The 19,914-nt window shown below is 67.7% G+C and carries 15 protein-coding genes and 1 pseudogene; 11 read left to right on the top strand and 5 right to left on the bottom strand.

Annotated features, from left to right (window positions below):
- Positions 1 to 62: 62 nt before the first annotated feature.
- Both ACM0PK_RS09215 and ACM0PK_RS09210 read left to right on the top strand, forming a co-directional pair.
- The gene (locus tag ACM0PK_RS09215) at positions 63 to 1,835 is read left to right on the top strand and encodes a chloride channel protein (protein ID WP_414607579.1); all 1,773 of its coding nucleotides are present in this window, start codon (positions 63 to 65) and stop codon (positions 1,833 to 1,835) included.
- 101 nt (positions 1,836 to 1,936) lie between these two features.
- The gene (locus ACM0PK_RS09210) at positions 1,937 to 2,653 is read left to right on the top strand and encodes an MgtC/SapB family protein (protein WP_005416969.1); all 717 of its coding nucleotides are present in this window, start codon (positions 1,937 to 1,939) and stop codon (positions 2,651 to 2,653) included.
- Position 2,654: 1 nt separating this feature from the next.
- Here the strand turns inward: ACM0PK_RS09210 and ACM0PK_RS09205 are convergent, their stop codons facing one another.
- Positions 2,655 to 3,059 carry a MerR family transcriptional regulator gene (locus tag ACM0PK_RS09205; protein WP_414607578.1) on the bottom strand — a complete coding sequence of 135 codons (405 nt, stop codon included), beginning with the start codon at positions 3,057 to 3,059 and terminating at the stop codon, positions 2,655 to 2,657.
- A gap of 63 nt (positions 3,060 to 3,122) precedes the next feature.
- Between ACM0PK_RS09205 and ACM0PK_RS09200 the strand changes: the two genes are divergently transcribed.
- The gene (locus ACM0PK_RS09200) at positions 3,123 to 3,950 is read left to right on the top strand and encodes a class I SAM-dependent methyltransferase (protein ID WP_072167508.1); all 828 of its coding nucleotides are present in this window, start codon (positions 3,123 to 3,125) and stop codon (positions 3,948 to 3,950) included.
- An 81-nt stretch (positions 3,951 to 4,031) separates the two neighbouring features.
- Here the strand turns inward: ACM0PK_RS09200 and ACM0PK_RS09195 are convergent, their stop codons facing one another.
- From ACM0PK_RS09195 to ACM0PK_RS09180, 4 genes and pseudogenes are all read right to left on the bottom strand, one after another.
- A complete protein-coding gene (locus ACM0PK_RS09195) occupies positions 4,032 to 4,295 on the bottom strand; it encodes a DUF6959 family protein (RefSeq protein WP_223224455.1) in 264 nt (87 codons plus the stop codon).
- A 147-nt stretch (positions 4,296 to 4,442) separates the two neighbouring features.
- A pseudogene (locus ACM0PK_RS09190) lies at positions 4,443 to 5,279 on the bottom strand (outer membrane protein assembly factor BamE).
- Between the two features lie 61 nt (positions 5,280 to 5,340).
- Entirely contained in the window at positions 5,341 to 10,686 is a 5,346-nt protein-coding gene (locus ACM0PK_RS09185) for an ESPR-type extended signal peptide-containing protein (protein ID WP_423171002.1), read from the bottom strand.
- Between the two features lie 235 nt (positions 10,687 to 10,921).
- Positions 10,922 to 11,902, bottom strand: coding sequence for an AraC family transcriptional regulator (locus ACM0PK_RS09180; RefSeq protein WP_414607691.1), 981 nt, complete (start codon positions 11,900 to 11,902; stop codon positions 10,922 to 10,924).
- Between the two features lie 693 nt (positions 11,903 to 12,595).
- On the opposite strand from ACM0PK_RS09180, the gene ACM0PK_RS09175 reads away from it, so the two are divergent.
- The 8 genes from ACM0PK_RS09175 (at position 12,596) to ACM0PK_RS09140 (ending at position 19,907) form a co-directional block, all read left to right on the top strand.
- Positions 12,596 to 12,784: a Flp family type IVb pilin gene (locus tag ACM0PK_RS09175; protein ID WP_005416979.1), complete on the top strand. Its 189-nt coding sequence runs from the start codon at positions 12,596 to 12,598 to the stop codon at positions 12,782 to 12,784.
- Positions 12,785 to 12,873: 89 nt separating this feature from the next.
- The gene (locus tag ACM0PK_RS09170) at positions 12,874 to 13,419 is read left to right on the top strand and encodes an A24 family peptidase (RefSeq protein WP_111200615.1); all 546 of its coding nucleotides are present in this window, start codon (positions 12,874 to 12,876) and stop codon (positions 13,417 to 13,419) included.
- Entirely contained in the window at positions 13,416 to 13,892 is a 477-nt protein-coding gene (locus ACM0PK_RS09165; protein WP_414607690.1) for a TadE/TadG family type IV pilus assembly protein, read from the top strand. Before ACM0PK_RS09170 ends, ACM0PK_RS09165 begins: the two co-directional genes overlap by 4 nt.
- 25 nt (positions 13,893 to 13,917) lie before the next feature.
- Entirely contained in the window at positions 13,918 to 14,955 is a 1,038-nt protein-coding gene (gene cpaB, locus ACM0PK_RS09160; protein ID WP_414607689.1) for a Flp pilus assembly protein CpaB, read from the top strand.
- 18 nt (positions 14,956 to 14,973) lie between these two features.
- A complete protein-coding gene (locus ACM0PK_RS09155; protein ID WP_279946370.1) occupies positions 14,974 to 16,332 on the top strand; it encodes a type II and III secretion system protein family protein in 1,359 nt (452 codons plus the stop codon).
- A 28-nt stretch (positions 16,333 to 16,360) separates the two neighbouring features.
- Positions 16,361 to 17,617, top strand: a complete 1,257-nt coding sequence (locus ACM0PK_RS09150; RefSeq protein ID WP_005416986.1) for a CpaE/TadZ family protein — start codon at positions 16,361 to 16,363, stop codon at positions 17,615 to 17,617.
- Positions 17,602 to 18,948, top strand: a complete 1,347-nt coding sequence (locus tag ACM0PK_RS09145; protein ID WP_053500164.1) for a TadA family conjugal transfer-associated ATPase — start codon at positions 17,602 to 17,604, stop codon at positions 18,946 to 18,948. The genes ACM0PK_RS09150 and ACM0PK_RS09145 overlap by 16 nt, the downstream gene beginning before the upstream one ends.
- A gap of 2 nt (positions 18,949 to 18,950) precedes the next feature.
- Positions 18,951 to 19,907: a type II secretion system F family protein gene (locus ACM0PK_RS09140; protein WP_414607688.1), complete on the top strand. Its 957-nt coding sequence runs from the start codon at positions 18,951 to 18,953 to the stop codon at positions 19,905 to 19,907.
- The last annotated feature ends 7 nt before the right edge of the window (positions 19,908 to 19,914 follow it).

Genomic DNA, 19,914 nt, shown 5'->3' with positions numbered 1-19,914 from the left:
AGCGGTAGCCGCCCGATGCAGTGACGGTGGCGATCACGGTGGCGGCGTATCATGCCGCCACCATGTCACTGCCTGTTTCGCCATCGCGCCTGCATTCGGCCTTCCAGGGCCTGCGCCTGCGGCTGCGCGGCAGCGACCTGTGGTTCATCGCACTTGCCCTGCTGGTCGGCCTGCTTGCCGGCTACCTGACCCTGCTGCAGTCCGGCATCGCACGCTGGCTGCAGGGCACGCTGTACGGGCTGGATGAAGGGATGCGCCTGAGCTCCCTGCCCTCGATGACCTGGACCGCGCTGCTGGTGCTGCCGCTGGGTGGCCTGCTGGTGGGCCTGGTCAGTTTGGCGGCAACGCGACTCAAGCGGCCCCTGCTCGATGCGGTGGAAGCCAATGCCCTGCATGGCGGCCGCATGTCGATGCGCGACAACCTGATCGTGTTGACCCAGACCCTGTTGTCCAACGGCTGCGGCGCTTCGGTCGGGCTGGAAGCCTCGTATACGCAGATGGGCGCCGGCAGCGGCTCGCAGTTGGGCCGGGTGATGCGCCTGCGCCGCAACGACGTGCGCATCCTGGTCGGTGCCGGTGCCGCGGGCGCCATTGCCGCCGCCTTCGGCGCACCGTTGGCCGGGGCGTTCTACGCCTTCGAGATCGTCATCGGCGCCTACACGCCGGCCGCACTGGCCCCGGTGGCGGTCGCCGCGCTGGCCGGCGCGTTTGTGGCCGACCAGGCCGGCATCGAGGCCTACCTGCTGCCCGCCGCCTCGACCATCGACGTGCGCGCCGCCGACTACGCCATCTACGGCCTGCTCGGCTGCTGCTGCGCGATGGTCGGCATTGTCATCATGCGGCTCATCGCCTCGATCGAGGGCACGGTCAAGCGCAGCCCGCTGCCTGCCTGGGGTCGGCCGGTGGTGGGCGGCCTGCTGCTGATCCCGCTGGCCATGGCAAGCCCACAGGTGCTGTCGTCAGGCCACGGCGCGCTGCATCTTGACCTGACCACGCATCTGCCGCTGATCGGGATCGGCGGCCTGCTGACCCTGAAATGCCTGGCCTCGGGCATCTCGCTGGGCTTCGGCTTCCGCGGCGGCCTGTTCTTTGCCTCGCTGTTCATGGGCACCCTGGTCGGCGCGCTGTTCGCGGGCCTGCTCGGCATGGCCACTGGCGTGCCCGTGGTCGACGCCACCTCTGCGGCGCTGGCCGGCATGGCCGCATTGGCCGCTGCCGTGGTCGGTGCGCCAATGACCATGGCCATGCTGGTGCTGGAGGGCACCCACGATTTCCTGCTGACCAGCGTGGTGATGAGTGCAGTGCTGGTGTCCAGCACGCTGGTGCGGCAGTGGTTCGGCTATTCGTTCTCGACCTGGCGCATGCACCTGCGTGGCGAAACCATCAGGAGCGCGCGCGACGTCGGCTGGGTGCACAACCTCAATGCCGGCCGGATGATGCGCAAAGGGGTTTCCACGGCTCCCGCTGACCTCGACGCCGCCGCCTTCCGCCAGCGCTTCCCGTTGGGCTCGGGCAGCCGCGTGATCCTGATCGACAGCGAAGGCCACTACGCGGGCATCGTGCAGATCCCACGCGTGTACGGCGATGGCGTGAAGCCGGAGACCGCGATCGGTGAGCTTGCCGAGAACCGTGACATCTCGCTGTCGCCGTCCGCGGACGTGGTCAGCGTGATGCAGCGCTTCGACCAGACCCAGGCCGATGAACTGGCCGTGGTCGGCGCCGACGGCCAGGTGCTGGGCGTGGTGTCCGAAGCCTTCGTACGCAAGCGCTATGCCGAGGAACTGGACAAGCGCCAGCGCGAACTGATGGGCGAGCGCGTCGACGACACCGACTGACCCCGAAAAAGGGGACGGAGGGGATTAAGTCGTTTCTGGCACTTCCGGGTATCCACGCATGGCGTGGATCTACTGTCACTTCGACCGGGTAGACTCCGGCCATGCGCTTCATTGAGACCTTCCAGGCCGGTCCTTTCGCCGACACCGTGGTCAGCCTGCTGGCCGCCTTCGTGCTGGGTACGTTGATCGGTGCCGAGCGCCAGTACCGGCAACGCACCGCCGGCCTGCGCACCAACGTGCTGGTGGCAGTTGGTGCCGCCGCCTTCGTCGACCTCGGCATGCGCATCGCCGGCAGTGCCGAGGCGGTGCGGGTGATCTCCTACGTGGTCTCCGGTGTCGGCTTCCTCGGCGCCGGCGTGATCATGAAGGAAGGCATGAACGTGCGTGGCCTGAACACCGCCGCCACCCTGTGGTGCTCTGCAGCGGTCGGCAGCTGCACCGGCGCGGACATGCTGGCCGAGGGCGTGCTGCTGACCGTGCTGATCATCGCCGGCAACACCCTGCTGCGGCCGTTGGTGAATGCCATCAACCGCATTCCGATCAACGAGGCAGCGACCGAAGCCACCTACGAGGTGCGCCTGAGCGTGGATGCCGACGCCGTGCCGCGGGTGCGCGAGCGCCTGGTCGATGCGCTGGAAGCGGCGCAGTATCCGGTGGGCGATGTGCAGGTGGTCGAGCATGCCGACGCGCCTACCGATGTGATCGCAGTGCTGGTCAGTACGGCCGTGAGTGCCGATGAACTGGACGTGGTGCTGGCACGGATGGAGCAGGTGCCGGGCGTGCTGCATGCCACGTGGGAAGTCAGTACCCGCGATTGATTCAACCGCCCATCCGCTGCTGCGCGCGCAACAGTTTCCGGAACGAACCGCACTTGCGGGCATCCTCCGCCCGCGGGCAGGACGCTGCGCGCTGCAGGTGCCGGCGCACCCGCTGCAACCGGGTGATCTGCCGCTGCAGCACCTCCGCTTGTGCCAGCAGTGCCTCGCGGTCGAGTGAGATGCACCCCTGCTGCGACGGCAGCGATGCACCGATCTGCTGCAACGACAGCCCGGCCGCCTGGCCCAGGCCGATCAGCGCCAGCCGTTCCAGCACCTGCGCGTCGTACTGCCGGCGCAGGCCGCGGCGCCCCAGCGCCTGCAGCAACCCCAGCTGTTCGTAGTAGCGGAGGGTCGAGGCCGGCACGCCACTGCGCTTGACCACCTCGCCGATATCCAGTTCGCGCACGGGCTTGACCTCAAGTGACCTTCAAGCACCAAGCTATGGGCAACTACCCGGCGAGGCAAGGCCATGGCCAGCACATCTCCCATTGATCAGTACGCCCTGTGGAACGGCCCTGGCGGCCAGGCGTGGGTTGCGCAACAGGCTGTTCTTGACGGCCTGTTCCAGCCGATGGCTGACCTGCTGGTCACCGAACTTCCTGAGACCGTTACCGAACTGCTCGACATCGGCTGCGGCACCGGCGCCAGCCTGCTGGCCGCGGCCGCAGCGCGCCCTGCGGCACATTGCACCGGCCTGGACATCTCCGCGCCGATGCTGGCGCTGGCCCGCCAGCGCGCCGAGGCTGCGGGACTGGACGCGGACTTGATCGTGGCAGACGCGCAGCGCCATCCGCTGCCGCCCGCGCACTTCGACTGGATCCAGTCGCGGCTGGGCGTCATGTTCTTCGAGGACAGCCAGGCCGCGTTCGCCAACCTGCATCGTGCCACGACACCCGGCGCTGGGCTGCGCTTCATCGCCTGGCGCAGTGCCGACGAAAATCCATTCATGACCACGGCCGAGCGCGCGATCGGCGATGTACTGGATCTCCCGCCCCGCGTACCCGGCGCACCGGGACAGTTCGCTTTTGCCGATGGCGAGCGCGTGCAGCGCCTGTTGCAGGCCGCCGGCTGGAATGACGTGGAAGTGGTTGCGGTGGACCTGCCCTGTTCGCTCGCCCGCGAAGACCTGCCGACCTATGTCGGCCACCTGGGACCGTTGGGACTGGCCCTGCGATCGATGCCGGAAGCCCGCGCCACAATGCTTCGCGGAAAAGCATTGGCCGCATTCGCGCCGTTCATCGAAGGTGACCGCGTTCGTGTGGATGCCGCCTGTTGGTTGATCCGCGCCCGCGCTTGAAAAAAGGGGACGGAGGGGATTAAGTCGCATATGCCCCGGCTGTGCCGGAAACGACTTAATCCCCTCCGTCCCCTTTTTTTGCTAGAGGGCCTCGCCGGCGTCGGCCAGGCGCGATTCGATCAGGGCGTACCACTGCTGCAGCACGTCGATCAGCATGTCCAGCTCGGCATCGGTGCGCTGCGCGCGGCCACTGCGCAGGCAGGCCTGGGCTTCCTGCAGCTGGGCCAGGAACCCCGCCACGGTGTCGGCCTGCAGGATCAGGCCTGGCAGTCGCCGACCGGGGATGCGCACCACGGCATGGTTGCCGAGCTGGCCGTACACGCTGAGCGTAGCTTCCGTCTTCATGGAGAGGGGCAGGAATTGGGCATTCATCGCGTGCACCATTTGAGAACCTGAGCCGCAGGCAGGCGTGGACGACGGGGGAGACGTTGCCACGCCTGCCGGCGGTCAGGGGGGACTCGGGATGCCGGGACACCGCCCCGGCGCAGGAGGTCAATGTGGCTGGGCCATCCCGGCGATCTGCACGCGCCGGTTCGGCGCCAGGCAGGCAATCAGCTCGCGCCGGTTCCGCTGTTCACACTGCACGATCGGCTCGGCCGCGCCGCGTCCTTCGGCACTGATGCTGGCTGCAGGCACGCCCCCCTGCACCAGCGCGTTGCGCACGGCATCGGCGCGGCGCTGCGACAGTGCCTGGTTGTAGCTGGCGCTGCCGATGCGGTCGGTGTAGCCGGTTACCCTGATCGACTGCACCTGCGCGGCCTCGCGTACCTGCGCCAGGATGCCCTGCACCGCCTGCTGGCCTTCGGCGCTGAGCACCGCGCTGTCGAAGCCGAACAGCGCGTCGGCCGACAGCCGCAGCGGCTGTTCCGGCAGCGGTGCCGGTGCCAGCGGCGCCGGTGGCCGCGGCGGTTCGAGCACGGCCGCGCACGATTCCGGCTTCCAATACCCGCCCTGCGCGATGCCCTTGCTGTCGAAGCGCACCTGGAACTGGCAGGTGAAGTACTCCGCGCCCTACGCGGTGCGGAAGTTGAACAGGTAGTTCCACTCGCGCACGCCCCACATGCCTTCATTGAAGTGCGGCGTGCCCAGCAGCGTGTACAGCTGCCGCTTGCTCATGCCCGGCGCGAAGCGGCGCAGGTCGGCGACGTCGGGATAGATGCCTTCCTTCAGCGAGGCCTTGGAGGCCTCCGGGAAGTGCACGGCGGTGGCGTCGGCAGGACCGTCGGCGGCCGGCGCATGGCTGCGGCAGGCGGCCAGCAGGCCCATCCCCAGGATCAGGCCCAGCGTGGCGGCACATTGGCCGGCGCGGGCGATGCGATGCTGTTTCATGTCGTTCCCCCTGTAGACGTTTCCGCGATGCCGGGCCGCGGGTGCGGCCCGGCGGCGGGGATTACCACTGGATGCCGGCACCGACGGCCACACCGGCCTCGCCACGGCTGTTGGTCGAACCGCTGAACTTGTAGATCCAGCGGCCGCCCTCGGAGACACCGGAGATACCGACCGCCACGCCCGATTCGCCGTTGTAGCTGCCAGCCGCGATCGAGGCCATGCTGCGGCCCGCCTCGCTCGGCTGCGGCAGCGCTGCGGTGGCCATCGCCGACGCGATACCGGCCGAAGCACGATTGTCGGTCTTGCGCAGGTCGCGCTCGAAGCCGCCCATGCGCTCGTCGGTGTAGGCCTTGGACCAGTCCAGGGTCTGCGCCATGCCCGACTTCAGCTGGTCGACGTTGACGGCATCGGTGCCAGCAGTACCGGCGGCGACGTTGCGCACCGTGGTCGGGCCGCTGCTGGTGCTGCCCAGGGTGACACTGTTGTAGTTGGTCGCGCCGTTCACCGTGGTGTCGTAGCGGATCGTGCCCTGCTGCGAAGCCTGCAGCTGGCGCACGTTGACCGCATCGGTGGCCTGCGAGCCGTCTGCCACGTTGACCACCTGGCGTTCGGCACCGGCGGCACCGACAGAGACCGTGTTGGCCCGGTTCGCCACCGAACCCGCACCCAGCGCCACCGAGTTGTCGGCCTGCGCCTGCGAACCATTGCCCAGCGCGGTCGAGTTGGCACCGGCGGCAGTGGAGCCTGCACCACCGGCGGCCGAGTTGGCGCCGCTGGCGGACGGATCGGCCAGGTTGTTGGTGTTGTTGGCGCGGAAGCTGCCCGCCACGTTGGTGATGTTCTGGATCTTCTGGTCGGTGTACTTCTTCGACTCGTCGATGGCGTAGTTCACGCCGTTCTTGAGTTGGCCGACATTGGTCGCGTCGTAGGTGTCCGAGCCGTCGGCAACATGGGTGATCTTGCGTTCGCTGCCGGTGCTGCCGACCGAGACCTCACCGGCCGAGTTGCTGGCACCGGTCTGCCCGTAGGCGCCGGTGTAGCCGCTCTGTGCACCGACGCTGGCGACCGAACCGGCGCCCAGCGCCACGCTGTTACCGGCACTGCTGCTGGCACCGTTGCCGACCGCCACGCTGTTGGCACCGGCGGCACTGGCCTGCGGACCGACCGCCACGGCTTCCGCACCGGCTGCAGTGGCTGCGGCCGCCGTTGAGTTGACCGCCAGGTACGCACTGCCACCACCGCCATTGGTGATGCGCTGGTTGAGGACCTTCAGCGAGCCGTCGACAGCGGTGAAGGCGGCGGTGACGTTGTTGTAATCGCCGCTGGTGAAGGTGCCATCGGTGGCGATGCTGGAGATGCTGAACGTCGGCGCGGTCCACACGTTGGTGGTGCCGTTGTAGGCGGTGGTGCCACCGAAGTAGGTGGCGATGGTGCTGTTCGTGCTGAACAGCTGGTCGCCGGTGATGGCATCACTGCTGCCGGCCAGGATGCTGCCGGCGGCGACGTTGGTGATCTTCACCGCGCCGGTGCCGGTACCCGTCAGCGTCACGCTGTTGAGCACGTTGCCACTGCCATCGACGTCGTACTTAACGGCCAGCTTGTCGATCTCGCCGGTCTGGTCCGCGACGTTGGCCAGCGAGTTGCTGACCGCATCGAAGGCGGTACCGACGTCGTTGTAGTTGCCCTTGGTGATCGTGCCGTTGGCGGCGACGTTGTTGATCGAGTAGGTCGGTGCGGTCAGTACGCCGTTGGCATCGACCGCGGCACCACCGCCCAGATGGGTGGCCACCGCCTGGTTGGCGGCAAACAGCTGGGCACCATTGATGGCCTCACTGCTGGTGGCACTGACCTGGCCCGGGCCAAGGTTGCGCAGCGTGGTTGCCGTGCCGGTCTGGCCCAACGTGGCGCTGGCGTAGTTGACGCTGCCGTCGCCGTTGAGGTCATAGCGCAGGGCGCCCTGCTCCGAGGCCTGCAGCTGGCCCACGTTGACCGCATCGGTCGCCGCCGTGCCGGCGGCCATGTTGGTGACCTGGCGCTCGGCACCGGCCGCACCGATGGAGACACTGTTGGCACGGTCGGCCAGGCTGCCGGCGCCGACCGCGATGCTGTTGGCGGCAGTGGCGCGGGCATTGGTACCCACCGCGATCGAGTCGGCGCCGCTGGCCACCGCCTCAGTGCCGGTCGAGTTCACCCGCAGGTACTTGGTGCCACCGTTGCGGATGTCGGTGATCTGCGTGTTGAGGTTGACCAGCGAGCCATCGACTGCGGCGAAGGCATCGGTGGCATTCTCATACAGGCCCTTGGCGATGGCACCGCCAGTGGAGATCGTGCTGATCTCGAACAACGGTGCAGTAAAGATGCCGCTGGCCGGATCGAAAGCCGCACGACCACCGAAGAAACTGGCGATGGCACTGTTGGTCGCCGCCAGCTGGCCACCGTTGACCGCCTCCAGGCTGCCGGCGGTGACCGCGCCAGCGGCAAGATTGCCGATGGTGGTGGTGCCGGTGCCTGCGCCGAGCGTGACCCGGCGATAGTTCGGGTTGCCCGAGCCATCCAGGTCATAGGTGACCGCTGCGGAGGCCACATCGTCGATCAGACTGATGGCGCCCTTCAGCTGGGCCACGTTGACAGCATCGGTATTGGCGCTGCCCGCGGCAAGGTTGGTGATCTGGCGCTCGCCACCACCGGCCGTGCCCACCGACACTTCGCCGGCCGAAACCTGCGGTGCGGTGAGGCCGTAGGCGCTGTAGCTGGCCTGCGCGCCGCGCAGTGCAGCGGAGCGGTAACCCAGCGCGACCGAGTTGGCCTGGTTTGAAGTAGCTTCGGCACCCAGCAGGGTCTGTCCGTTGGCGGTGCCCACGGCACTGTCACCGACGACGACCGAGTGGCCCATGCGGGCGGCATAGTCGGCCGTCGGCACGCCGGTCGGATTGCTGGGATCGTTGACGCCATCGCCGGGGAAGGCGACATTGGCATCGACCTTCGGCAGTTCATGGCGTGCATTGGCACCGATCACCACTTCCTTGGACCCGTTGGCGAAGGCGCCATCGCCCATCAACACCTGGTAGTCCTGTGCCGCGTTGACCGCCCAGCAGGAAATATCGGCCAGCGCGATGTCCAGGCACTTGGCCGCCCACGCCGGCGAGTCGGTTGGCAGAAGGAGGCCCAGCAGGCCACCGGGATTGCCGTTGTTGATGTTGTAGATGTAACTGTCGGAGGTCACGCCACCGATCAGGGTCAGGTGCGAGCTGCCGCCCGTGGCTGCGCCGCCCAGGCCGTTGAGCGTGCTGCCGACCGGCGACAGGTTGACCACCGGCAGGCCCAGCACATTGACCGTCGAATAGGTCTGCATGACGTTGGCGTTGCTGAGCTTGAGATTGCCGTTGCTCAGGTAGCCGTTGCCGCCGAACAGGCTGGTGGTGGTCGGCCCGATCAGCTGGCCGACATTGCCGACCAGGCCACCGGTGCCGATGATCAGGCCAGCATTCGGGTCGGCCGGCGCGGGCGCCTTCGGACTGGTTGGCGGAATCGCCGAGGGTTGGGTCAGGCCGAGGCTGCCCAGCGTGCCTCCCACCAGGCCCCCCACGGCGCTGCCCAGGTTGCCGACGGTGCCATTGAGATTGCCGTTGAGCAGGTTGCCCACCGCGCTTCCGACACTGCCCAGCACGCCGCCCAGGTCGCCGGTGGGGCTGCCGGTGGCGCCGTTGAGAATGCCGCCCACGGCGCCGCCAACCGTGCCGACGGTGTTGTTGAGCGTGCCGCCCACTGCACTTCCAACGGTACCGACAGTGCCGTTCAGAGCACCGCCAACTGCGCCACCGACTGCGCCCACCGTGTTGTTGAGCGTGCCACCCACTGCGCTGCCGACCTGGCCGACAGTGCCGTTCAGAGCACCACCCACCGCACTGCCGACAGTACCGTTCAGCACGCCACCGACTGCACCGACGGTGTTGTTGAGCGTGCCGCCCACTGCGCTGCCGACCTGGCCGACGGTGCCGCCCACTGCACTTCCAACGGTACCGACAGTGCCGTTCAGTGCACCGCCAACTGCGCCACCGACCGCGCCTACCGTGTTGTTGAGCGTGCCGCCAAGTGCGCCGCCGACCTGGCCGACGGTGCCGTTCAGTGCGCCGCCAACGGTACCGACAGTACCGTTCAGCGCGCCACCGACTGCACCGACGGTGTTGTTGAGCGTGCCGCCCACTGCGCTGCCGACCTGGCCGACGGTGCCGTTCAGTGCACCGCCAACTGCGCCACCGACCGCGCCTACCGTGCTGTTGAGCGTGCCGCCAAGTGCGCCGCCGACCTGGCCGACGGTGCCGTTCAGTGCGCCGCCAACGGTAGCGACAGTACCGTTCAGCGCGCCACCCACCGCGCTACCAACTGCGCCCGCGGCACCGTGAAGCGTCCCGCCGACAGCACCCACCGCACCACCGACCAGGTTGCCGACGCCCAGCGCGCTGTGCTGTGCGGCCACCGTCGCCTGTCCGGCCAGCTTCAGATTGCGATCGGCCACTACCTCCTGGCCGTCTGGCGCCTGCACGCGCACCTTGCCGGCGACGCCGGCATCGAACGCGGCACTGATGGCACGATCATGGGTTTCACCCGGCAGTTCTTCCTTGGCCGGCAGCGTGACTGCCGCCGTCGCCCGGGCCTGGCCATGCCCCTCGATGTGATGGCCAGCGACCGCCAGATGCGTGTCGGCCTTGCCGTCGACGGTGGCTTTCAGCCCAGGCAGTGATCCGGCGGCTGCACCGCTGAGGCCGGCGGCCGCTTGGGCACCCGTATCGATCGCAGCGACCTGGCGGCCAGCGATGCCGACCTTGGCCCTGGCGCGCGCATTGGCAGCAACGCCCAGCGGCGCCTGCGCGCCGGGCGCAACGTGCGCAGCCAGCGATGCATCCACCTGTGCCGCCCTGGCCGCAGCGTTGCCCACGCCAACATTGGCGCGGACATCAGCCGCCAGTGCCGGCACGGCCACCTGTTTCGGCACGGTGTTCGCTGCCAGCTTCACCTGCACGGTGGCCGGCAACACGTCACGTACCACCGGCAGCGACGTGGTGTTCAACTGCAGGCCCAGACGAGCATCCGCGCTGAGTGCGGGGCTGTTCTGCGCCTGTCGCGCGGCGGCAGTCAGGGCCACTTCCGCGTCAACCTTGACCGGCATCGGCTGCGCATACTTTGCCGCGAGTGCTTGCAGGTCACGCAGCGATTGATTGGTTTCCGAGGCCCCTGCATGGCCGCTGGCCAGCGCACACAGCAGTGCCAGGGCCAGGGCCGTGGGCATCAGCAGGAAGGCGCGCGGATCGCGTGCGGCGCTGCCGCCGCTGTCGCCGGTGGCCAGTTCCGAGGCCACAACCAGAGCATTGAGCTGGCGGTTCCATACACGCCGGTAGATGCGGTTCATGAGCATTTCCCCCGTAGGCGAACAACTGGAATGTCAGTGGACTTGCCGCTAGGCAGGTGACTGACATTCCAGCGGTTGCAACGAGGGCGGTGCACTTCAATCCGGCACGGCAATCGCGCATTCCGGCAAATCCACGGCCGGAATCGGCAGCCGGCTATGCATAAGCGGCAACACGATCGGCAAGCGGATACGCAATTCCGGCATAAACTCCGCAAAAACCCTTGCCGGGCCTGGATCAGGCCGGTTGGCCGATCTGCGCGGGTGCGCGCATCAGGGTGTCGCACGGCAGTTCGCCGAATACCTTGCGGTAATTGTCGGCGAAGCGCGACAGGTCCCACAGCCCGCAGCTCAGGGCGATCGCCTTCACCGAGCGACGGCTGGAGTCCGCCATCGACAGGCTGCGGCAGGCCGCGCACAGGCGCAGCATGGAGAGGTAGCGGTTCGGCGAGGTTCCAAACAGGTCCTCGAACGCATAGCGCAGGCCGCGCTCGCTGACGCCGGCGGCATCGCAGATCTCGTTCATGTAGATATTGCGACGCAGGTTGAGCCGCATGAAGTTCTCTGCACGCTGCGCGATCAGATAATGCGTGCGCCGCGCACGGGTGCAGCCCGGGCGATCCGCCGCACCGGCGCCCAGCAGGGCCTGCACATGCTCATGCAGCAGGTTCTCGGTCTCATCCGGCTGCAGGCCTGCACCCTGCCCCAGCTGCAGGTGCAGCTGCTGGTAATGGCGTGCCAGCGGCGTGGCATCGCTGGCCAGGTTGAACAGCGAAAGTGCCTGGCCAGCAGGTGGCGTGCTGCGCAGGCTCAGTTCGGTCAGCTTGCGCTGGACGCGGGCCACCGGCACCAGCATCAGGGTCATGTGCGTGCCCGGGCTCAGGGTGAACTCACTGATGCCCTCCGGCATGATCGTCAGCGCCATGCCCGGCGAGAGCGGCACGCCGTGGCACCAGCTCATCGTTTCATCGGTGGCGTGCAGGTACCCCAGCATCGCCCAGTCCGGCGGCAGCATGAAACGGCCACGGCAATGGAAGCCGCAGCTGATGCTGCAGAACAGGGCTTCCTCGTGCACGCGCGAAGCGAACGCCGCCCGTGGCCCGTTGCCATCCAGCAGCAGCAGTTCGACATCGCAGACGCGAAGCACGCCGCTCAGCGTGGCCAGGTCTATCGACCGAAGGCCGCTGTCGTCGCTGTCCTCTACCCCACCATCGACCATGACAGTGTTGTCCCCCCGTTGATCCGCCATCCGCTGCGGCCCCCACTGCCTGACAGGGCGCGCAACGATCCAGAATCCATTTCCGTTGCCACGCCGACAGCGCCGGCGTCGATGCGATCGTACAAATCAATGCAAGAGCTTGAATACGAGTATGCCCAATAATCGGCAAAGGTAAACCCGCGGCGCTGAATGATGAAACGGGATACACAAGTGAAGAAAATGTCTGAGCAGGTGGCACGGTTTTCGCATGGAACCACAAGGCAAATCACATTATCTGCACGACAATGAATCGTTTTGCCTGCGAACGGATTTTCGTCACAAAAACCATCTGAAATTTTCAGGCTTCCGGGGTTTCTGCCGAATTTGCATATAGGTTCCGGTTGCAGCCAACCGCCATTCAGGCAAAGTCGACATTACGGTGATCGAGCCATCTGATCTGGCCGCACCCAGGGGGACAGCATGACCACGCACGCATCATTGGATGCCTCGACCACCGGCCCCGGGCCGTCCGGTCGCGACCGTGCGGCCGATGTCCCGCCTGGAAACGATCACCCTGCTTGAGCACAGCGGGCCTATCCCGCCGTGCCTCCTCCGCCAGGACGCGCGGAGGCCCACGGACGATCCCGGCGGAGCCGGGCCACCGCCCAACGCAGGTGTACTGCATCCGCAGACAGGTAGAGGGAGACATTGGTCATGAACGCATCGATCCGCAAATTCCTGAAGGAAGAAGACGGCGTCACCGCGCTCGAGTACGGGCTGCTGGCTGCCGTGATAGCTGGCGTCCTGATTGCGGTCGGTAACGACCAGATCAAGGGGTTCTTCGAAACGCTGTTCAAGAACCTCTCCGCACTGGCCACCAAGGCTTCGGGCTCGACGACCTGAGCGGCGACCGCGCGCGGCCGGCAGAGCCGCGACGGCGGGGCGCATGGAACCAGGCGAAGACCGTCCAGTGACGGACGATGGAGTGTGCGATGACAGTGCTGGGATTGTTGGCCATCGGCGTGTGCCTGCGGATCGCGATCAGTGATCTGTATGCCCGTCGAGTGCCCAACAACTGGCTGGTCGCCGCATGCGTGATCGCCACTGCGGTGATCGTGGTCGGCCAGTTCAGTGCGCCGCGCCAGCCGTGGCTGCCCCACCTTGCCGGCGCGGCGATCGGCCTGTTGGCGCTGCTGCCGTTCCATGCCCTGCGCTTGATGGGCGCCGGGGACGTGAAGTTCTTTGCCGTGCTGGGCCTGATGCTGGGCTGGCAGGCGCTGCTGCCGGTCTGGCTGGTAGCGAGCCTCACGGCTGGGTTGCATGCCGTGCTGGTGCTGGCCGGTCGCCGCCTGGGCGTGCTGCTGCCCGGTCACCTGCAGATGCAGGTCAATCGCACCAGCACGCAGTGGCAAGCGCATCCGGTGCTGCGTGACATGCAAGCCGCCCGCCAGGGACGACGTGGCATTCCCTATGCAGCCTACCTGGCACTGGCCGCCATCGGCTGGGTGCTGGCCAGCATCTACGGAGGTGCACCATGAACATCCGCAGCCCACGCCTGCAACGCGGTGTCGCCAGCATCGAGTTCGCCCTGATGCTGATGCTCGGCCTGTTGCCGCTGCTGCTGTTCACCTTCTCCGGGGTGATGATCATGGCGGCGCAACAGACCCTGGCCAGCGCCTCGGCCGAAGGCGCGCGCGCCTCGCTGCGCTACGGCACCGCCAGCGAACGACGCACAGCCGCCTGCGTCGCCGCACGCACCTCGATGCAATGGTTGCTGCAGTTTTCCAGACAGAACGTGGACTGCAGCGCGGGGGGCAGCAACGCCATCGTGGTGTCGGCACAGGCGCCCTGCGCCGGTCTGGCCACGGCCCAGTGCATGACCGTGACGGTCAGCTACGACTACGCCAACCATCCCTTCCTGCCCGGCACCGCCACGCTCTACAAGTGGGTGATGCAGGCCCCCATCCGCAGCGTCGCGGTCGCGCAGCTCGATCTCGGCAGCGGCAATTGATGATCGGTACTTTGGAGACGGTTCCATGCTCAAGTTGACCCGCATCGCTGCCGTCGCCCTGATCGGCCTGGCCGTGCTGCTGGCGCTGATCGCCTTCATGATCGGGCGCAAACCCGCCGCACCTGCAACGGTCGCGCCAGTCGCTCACAACGAGGCCCAGGCGATCACCGTGGTCGAAGCCGTGGCACGCCTGCCTGCGGGCGAGCCGATCAGCGCCAACGGCCTGCGCCTGGCCCAGCGCACCTCACCCGTCCCCGGCGCCGCTACCAGCATTGCCGCCGTGACCGGCAAGGTGCCGGTGCAGGACATTGCCGAAGGCAGTGTGATCAACGGCAGCGCGTTGGCTCAGGGCTTCTCGCTGCAGCTGCGGCCGGGCGAGCGTGCACTGGCCGTGCCCGTGGACGAACTGGTCGGTGCCGGCAACCGCATCCTTCCCGGTGATTTCGTCGACGTCTTCCTCAACCTCCGCAACGCCCAGCCCAACATCAACAGCCCTGGCGAAGCCGCGCAGACGCGCCTGCTGCTGTCGCGCCTGCGCGTCCTGAGCTACGGCCAGCAGGACATCGTGCCGGTGGCCACAGAGACTACTTCCGACAGCGAGGCCGACACCCGCAACGACCCGCGCGCTGCCGACATCACCGGAAGTGGCAGCACGCAGAGCAGCAGCAATGAAGCGCCGCAACCCGCACGCAGCGCGGTGCTTGCGGTACCAGTGGCCGACGCCAACCGGCTGCTGCTGGGTGCGCAGCAGGGCAAACTTTTCCTGGCCCTGCGCAATCCCGCCGATACCGGCCTGCCCGACCTGGCGTTGTTCCCGCAATCGCGCGGAGTGATCGACCCGCTGCGTGGGCTCGACGCCGAACAGCAGCTCGCCCTGCAGCGGCCGGAGAACCACGCCTTTGCCGGTATCGACAGCGACGCGCTGGCCGGACGTGGCAGTGCACCGCAACGCGGCACCCCGGATTCACCGTCGCGCGCGCCGGCGCCACGTCGCAGTGCACCGCGCGCGTCGGGGATCGAGATCATCCGCGGCGACAGTTCCGCATCCCGTGCCTCCCTTTGACCTGCATCGAGTGCATCCATGACCGAACGTCGCCGCCGTCCACGCCTCTCCCTCCGCCAGCGCTGGCTGGCCCTGCTGCTGGTGCTGCTGGCGCCGGCAACGAGCGTGGCCGCCGATGACCTGGTGCTGCAGGCGCGCGAGCAGCGTCCCTGGAACCTGCCGGCCGACCTGGAGCGGGTGGCCATTGCCGACCCGGGTGTGGCCGACATCGTGATGCTGCGCGGGCAGCGCCAGGCGCTGCTGGTCGGCAAGATGCCCGGTACCACCACCCTGCTGCTGTGGCACCGCAGACAGGCCGAGCCACAGCGGTTGACGGTACGGGTGCAGAGCGCCGTACAGGGCGCTGCAAGCACCGGCGGTACCGGGCTGGTGTTCACCCAGCAGGACCAGCAGGGCCTCCTGCAGGGAAGCACCGACAGCATGCTCACGCACATGCAGGAACAGCGCACTGCGGCGATGGCGCTGGGCAAGGACGGCATGCTTGCCGATGCGTCCACCATCAACAGTGGGGGCGTGGTCCAGGTCGAGGTCAAGGTGGTCGAGTTCAACAAGACCGCGATGAAGCAGATCGGCATCAACTTCCAGAACCGCAACGGGGGCTTCGCCTATGGCTTCGCGCGGCCCGGCACTGGCCTGCCCGGCAATACCGGCCTGCTGCCCGGCATGAAGGAAGGCAACAGCAGCAACGAGGCCGTGTCGCCGATTTCCTCGGCGTTCCGGCTGGTGTTCGGCTCGACCAAGGGACTGTGGAACGCCGATGTCGAACTGCTGCAGAGCAATGGCATGGCCCGCGTGCTGGCCGAGCCGACGCTGGTGGCACTGTCCGGCCAGAGCGCCAGCTTCCTGGCCGGTGGCGAGCTGCCGATCCTGGAGCCGCAGGGGCTTGGCACCACCACCATCACCTACAAGCCCTTCGGCATCGGCTTGACCGTGACCCCAACGGTACTGGCGCCGAACCGGATCGCGCTGAAGGTCGCGCCGGAGGCGAGCGACCTCGACTACAGCAACGCGATCGTGCTCAACAACGTGCAGATTCCCTCGATCACCACTCGTCGCGCAGATACCACGGTCGAGCTGGGTGATGGCGAGAGCTTCGTCATCGGTGGCCTGGTCAGCTCCAACATCGTCTCCAACGTCAACAAGATTCCACTGTTGGGCGACCTGCCGATCATTGGTTCGTTCTTCCGTAACTTCGACTACAAGCGCCAGGACAAGGAGCTGGTGATCATCGTCACCCCGCGTCTGGTGCAGCCGCTGGCACGCAACACCGAGCTGCCGCTGCCTGGCGAGCGCGAAGCCAAGCCGCATCTTCCCGAATGGGGGGCGTGGTTGCTGGGGCCGGTCAGCCAGGACCCGGTGCCCGGCTTCTCGCGCTGACTTCCATGACGCCTGCGGAACCACGCCCATGCCCTACGCCACCGCCCAGCCGCTGCATCCGCAAGGACCGCCGATGAACCTGGTCCTGTACGGCATCGACCGCGAACTGCTGCCCCGGCTGGCCGCCAAGCTGCCGCCGACCACCACCCTGCACTGGCAGGACAGCAGTGCGCCGACGTCTGCGCAGGACCTGCAACGCGGCCCGCAGAGCCTGGTGCTGCTTGACTTCCGGCCCGAGCACGCGGCTGCCTCGAGCGTCCTGGCACAGCAGCTGCAGCAGACCCAACCGGACCTGGCGCTGGTCGCGGTCGGCGCCACCAGCGCCGGCCAGGTCGAAGGCGTGGTGATCGCGCTGCGCGCCGGCCTGCGCGATGTGCTGGACCTGGACAGTGACAACGCCGGCATCGAGGCGGCCCTGCGGCGTGCGCTGTCACCGCGCCCGGCCGCGGTGGCGCAGCACGCGCACAAGGCGCGCCTGATCGTGCTGCTGGGCGTGCGCGCAGGCGTCGGCACCAGTACCCTGGCCGCACATCTTTCGGTGCTGGCGCAACAGACGCGGGCCCTCGCCCAGGGCGATGCAGTGCAGCAGGACGGCCTGCTGATGGAACTGGCGCAGCCCGCCGGTGACCTTGCGCTGTACCTCAATCTCGACAGCCGCTTCCACTACGAGGATGCGCTGCGCAACGCCAGCCGCATCGACGCCACCCTCGCACGCACCGCGATGGCGCGCCATGACTCCGGGCTGGTGCTGCTGGACCGTGCCGGCGGCAGTGATGCCGTGCCCCCGTCCGACCCTGGCGCGCTGCTGCAGCGCCTGCGCGGGGTGTTCGCCAGCGTGCTGTGTGATGCCGGCGGCTGCCCGCTGCGGCAGCTGCCGCCGCTGTTGCTGGACCAGGCAGACGAGATCTGGCTGGTCACCGATGCGTCGATCGCCACGCTGGTCTCGCTGGACCAGGCACTGAAGCATCTTGCAGGCCAGCGCGAGCGCGAGAAACGCCTGCAACTGGTGATCAACCGCCACGACGACAGCAGCGGCATGAGCCCGGAACAGATCGCACGCCGCTTCGAACTGCCGTTGCTGGCGACATTGCCTGAACGACCGCGTGTGCGCCTTGCCGCCAGCCAGGGCCGCCTGCTGCTGCAGGATGCGCCGCGCGATCCCTACCTGCGTGCCCTCGCCCCGCTTGTGTCACGGCTGGACCCGGCTGCCTGCCCGGTCCAGCCGCATGGCCTGCGGGAAAGACTCTCCCTTGCCCTGGGTGGATCGCAATGGAAGACAAGGTAACCCCGTTCCCGCATGCCGTTGCCCGCCCGCTGCTGCACGAAAGCCCGGGCCACCTGCCGTTCGCACAGACCGAGCAGTACCAGAAGGTGCTGTCGGCCGCGCATGAGCACCTGCTCAACAGCATCGAGGACGAGCGCATCGACATCGATTCCTGGGCCCCGGATACCATCGCCCGCTGGGTGCAGGTACAGACCGTGGGCTTCATCCAGGAATGGCGCATCCCGATCAACGAAGAAGAGATGCAGGTGGTTGCCGAGGGCCTGGTCAAGGAGCTGACCGGTTTCGGCCCGCTGGACGACCTGCTCCACGACCCCTCCATCGAAGACATCCTGATCAACGGTTTCAAGGACGTGCACGTTTCGCAGGGTGGCCAGCTCCGGCGTGCCACCCAGCGCTTCACCGATGACACCCACCTGCTGCGCATCCTGCGCCGCATCCTCGCGCCGCTTGGCCGCCGACTGGATGATTCCAATCCGATGGTCGATGCGCGCCTGCCCAACGGCGGCCGCCTCAACGCGATCATCTCGCCACTGGCGGTGGACGGGCCGATGGTGTCCATCCGCAAGTTCCGCAAGGACCCGTTCACCCCCGACGAACTGCTCGCCAAGGGCACCTTCGACGCACCGATGCAGGCCCTGCTGAAGGCAATGGTGCTGGGCCGATGCAACATCCTGGTCTCCGGCGGCACCAGCTCCGGCAAGACCTCGCTGCTGAACGCACTGGCCAGCTACGTGCCACCCAGCGAGCGCGTCATCACCGTGGAGGACACCGCCGAGCTTTCGCTGAACCATCCGCACGTGGTGCGCCTGGAAAGCCGCATCGGTGGCGCCGAGGGCCAGGGCGCGGTCAGCATCCGCGACCTGGTGCGCAACAGTCTGCGCATGCGCCCGGACCGCATCGTGGTCGGCGAAGTGCGTGGCGCGGAAGTGCTGGAAATGCTGCAGGCGATGAACACCGGCCATGACGGATCGATGGCCACCATCCACGCCAACACGCCGCGCGACTGCCTGTACCGCATCGAGATGCTGGCCGGCTTTGCCGGCTTCCAGGGCAGCGAGGACAGCCTGCGCCGGCAGATTGCCAGCGCCATCGACTTCATCGTGCAGATCTCGCGGCTGGGCAGCGGGCGCCGGGTGCTGGTCTCGATCACCGAGATCACCGGGGTCAGCGACAACCTGATCACCACCCAGGAAATGTTCCGCCACGAGGTGCAGATCGACGCCACCGGCCGCGAGACCGACCGCTGGATCGGCCTGGGCTTCCATCCGCACTCGCACAAGCTGGAGCCGTTCCGCCAGCAATTGCGTGAATCGCTCTACGGGGACTTCTGAGCATGGGCACCGGCCTGCTGCTGGGCGTGTTGAGCATCATCTCGGTGCTGCTGGCGCTGGCCGTCTGGCTATGGGGCACCGCCGCCAGCCGTGAGCAGCGCCAGGCCTCGCTGCAGCATGCCGAGCAACAGCTGGCGCGCGGCAGCGCGGCCAGCGCGGTACCGGCCGGGCCTGCCGTTGCGGCGGCCAACGATTCGACCCGCCCGGCCAGCACCGGAACCCGCGTACTGCCGTGGGACGGTGTCCTGCAGCGCGCCGGCCTTCAGCCGGGCTGGAAGCTGCCACTGATGCTGCTGGTGCCGGGACTGGTGCTTGCGGTCGTGGCGGCGATGCGGCTGGGCACGGCCTGGATGTTTCCGCTGACCCTGCTGCTGTACCTGCTGGGCTGCTGGCTGTGGGTGATGCGCCGGATCACGAAGCTGCGCGCGCAGCTGCTGCACCAGATGCCGGACTTTCTCGACAACCTGGTCCGCCTCACCGCGCTGGGCAACAGCCTGCAGGCCGCGTTCCAGGTGTCTTCGATGCAGACCAGCGCGCCACTGCGCGGCCTGCTCGACACCACGGTGCGCTATGCGCGCAGCGGCATGGACCTGGATCGTGCATTGAGCCTGGCCGCGCAGCCGTACCGGATGGACGTACTGAAGGTGCTGGCAGTGGTGATCGGCGTGAGCGTGCGCATCGGTGGCCGCGCCGACCAGATCCTGCAACGCATGGGCGATTTCATGCGCGACCTGGAACAGGCCCAGCAGGAACTGGCGGCCACCACCTCGGAAACACGGATGTCGGCCTGGGTGCTGGGGCTGCTGCCACCCGCCAGTGCGGTGCTGATGGCGATCTCCAGCCCGGCGTTCTTCCAGCCGGTGCTGCACGACCCGCTCGGTCACAGGATCCTGCTGATCGCACTGGGCCTGGAACTGCTCGGGGCGTTCCTGCTGTACCGCCTGGCCAAATCGCTATGACCGCCCG

The sequence above is a fragment of the Stenotrophomonas sp. FR010 genome (assembly GCF_047520755.2).
Lineage (GTDB): Bacteria > Pseudomonadota > Gammaproteobacteria > Xanthomonadales > Xanthomonadaceae > Stenotrophomonas > Stenotrophomonas sepilia.
The sequence above is the reverse complement of the archived record's forward strand: the minus strand, read 5'-3'. Positions and strand labels throughout refer to the sequence as shown.

Coding starts and splice junctions, on each gene's coding strand:
- ACM0PK_RS09215 (WP_414607579.1), top strand. CDS start 63: ATGTCACTGCCTGTTTCGCCATCGCGCCTGCATTCGGCCTTCCAGGGC.
- ACM0PK_RS09210 (WP_005416969.1), top strand. CDS start 1,937: ATGCGCTTCATTGAGACCTTCCAGGCCGGTCCTTTCGCCGACACCGTG.
- ACM0PK_RS09200 (WP_072167508.1), top strand. CDS start 3,123: ATGGCCAGCACATCTCCCATTGATCAGTACGCCCTGTGGAACGGCCCT.
- ACM0PK_RS09195 (WP_223224455.1), bottom strand. CDS start 4,295: ATGAAGACGGAAGCTACGCTCAGCGTGTACGGCCAGCTCGGCAACCAT.
- ACM0PK_RS09185 (WP_423171002.1), bottom strand. CDS start 10,686: ATGAACCGCATCTACCGGCGTGTATGGAACCGCCAGCTCAATGCTCTG.
- ACM0PK_RS09180 (WP_414607691.1), bottom strand. CDS start 11,902: ATGGTCGATGGTGGGGTAGAGGACAGCGACGACAGCGGCCTTCGGTCG.
- ACM0PK_RS09175 (WP_005416979.1), top strand. CDS start 12,596: ATGAACGCATCGATCCGCAAATTCCTGAAGGAAGAAGACGGCGTCACC.
- ACM0PK_RS09170 (WP_111200615.1), top strand. CDS start 12,874: ATGACAGTGCTGGGATTGTTGGCCATCGGCGTGTGCCTGCGGATCGCG.
- ACM0PK_RS09165 (WP_414607690.1), top strand. CDS start 13,416: ATGAACATCCGCAGCCCACGCCTGCAACGCGGTGTCGCCAGCATCGAG.
- cpaB (WP_414607689.1), top strand. CDS start 13,918: ATGCTCAAGTTGACCCGCATCGCTGCCGTCGCCCTGATCGGCCTGGCC.
- ACM0PK_RS09155 (WP_279946370.1), top strand. CDS start 14,974: ATGACCGAACGTCGCCGCCGTCCACGCCTCTCCCTCCGCCAGCGCTGG.
- ACM0PK_RS09150 (WP_005416986.1), top strand. CDS start 16,361: ATGCCCTACGCCACCGCCCAGCCGCTGCATCCGCAAGGACCGCCGATG.
- ACM0PK_RS09145 (WP_053500164.1), top strand. CDS start 17,602: ATGGAAGACAAGGTAACCCCGTTCCCGCATGCCGTTGCCCGCCCGCTG.
- ACM0PK_RS09140 (WP_414607688.1), top strand. CDS start 18,951: ATGGGCACCGGCCTGCTGCTGGGCGTGTTGAGCATCATCTCGGTGCTG.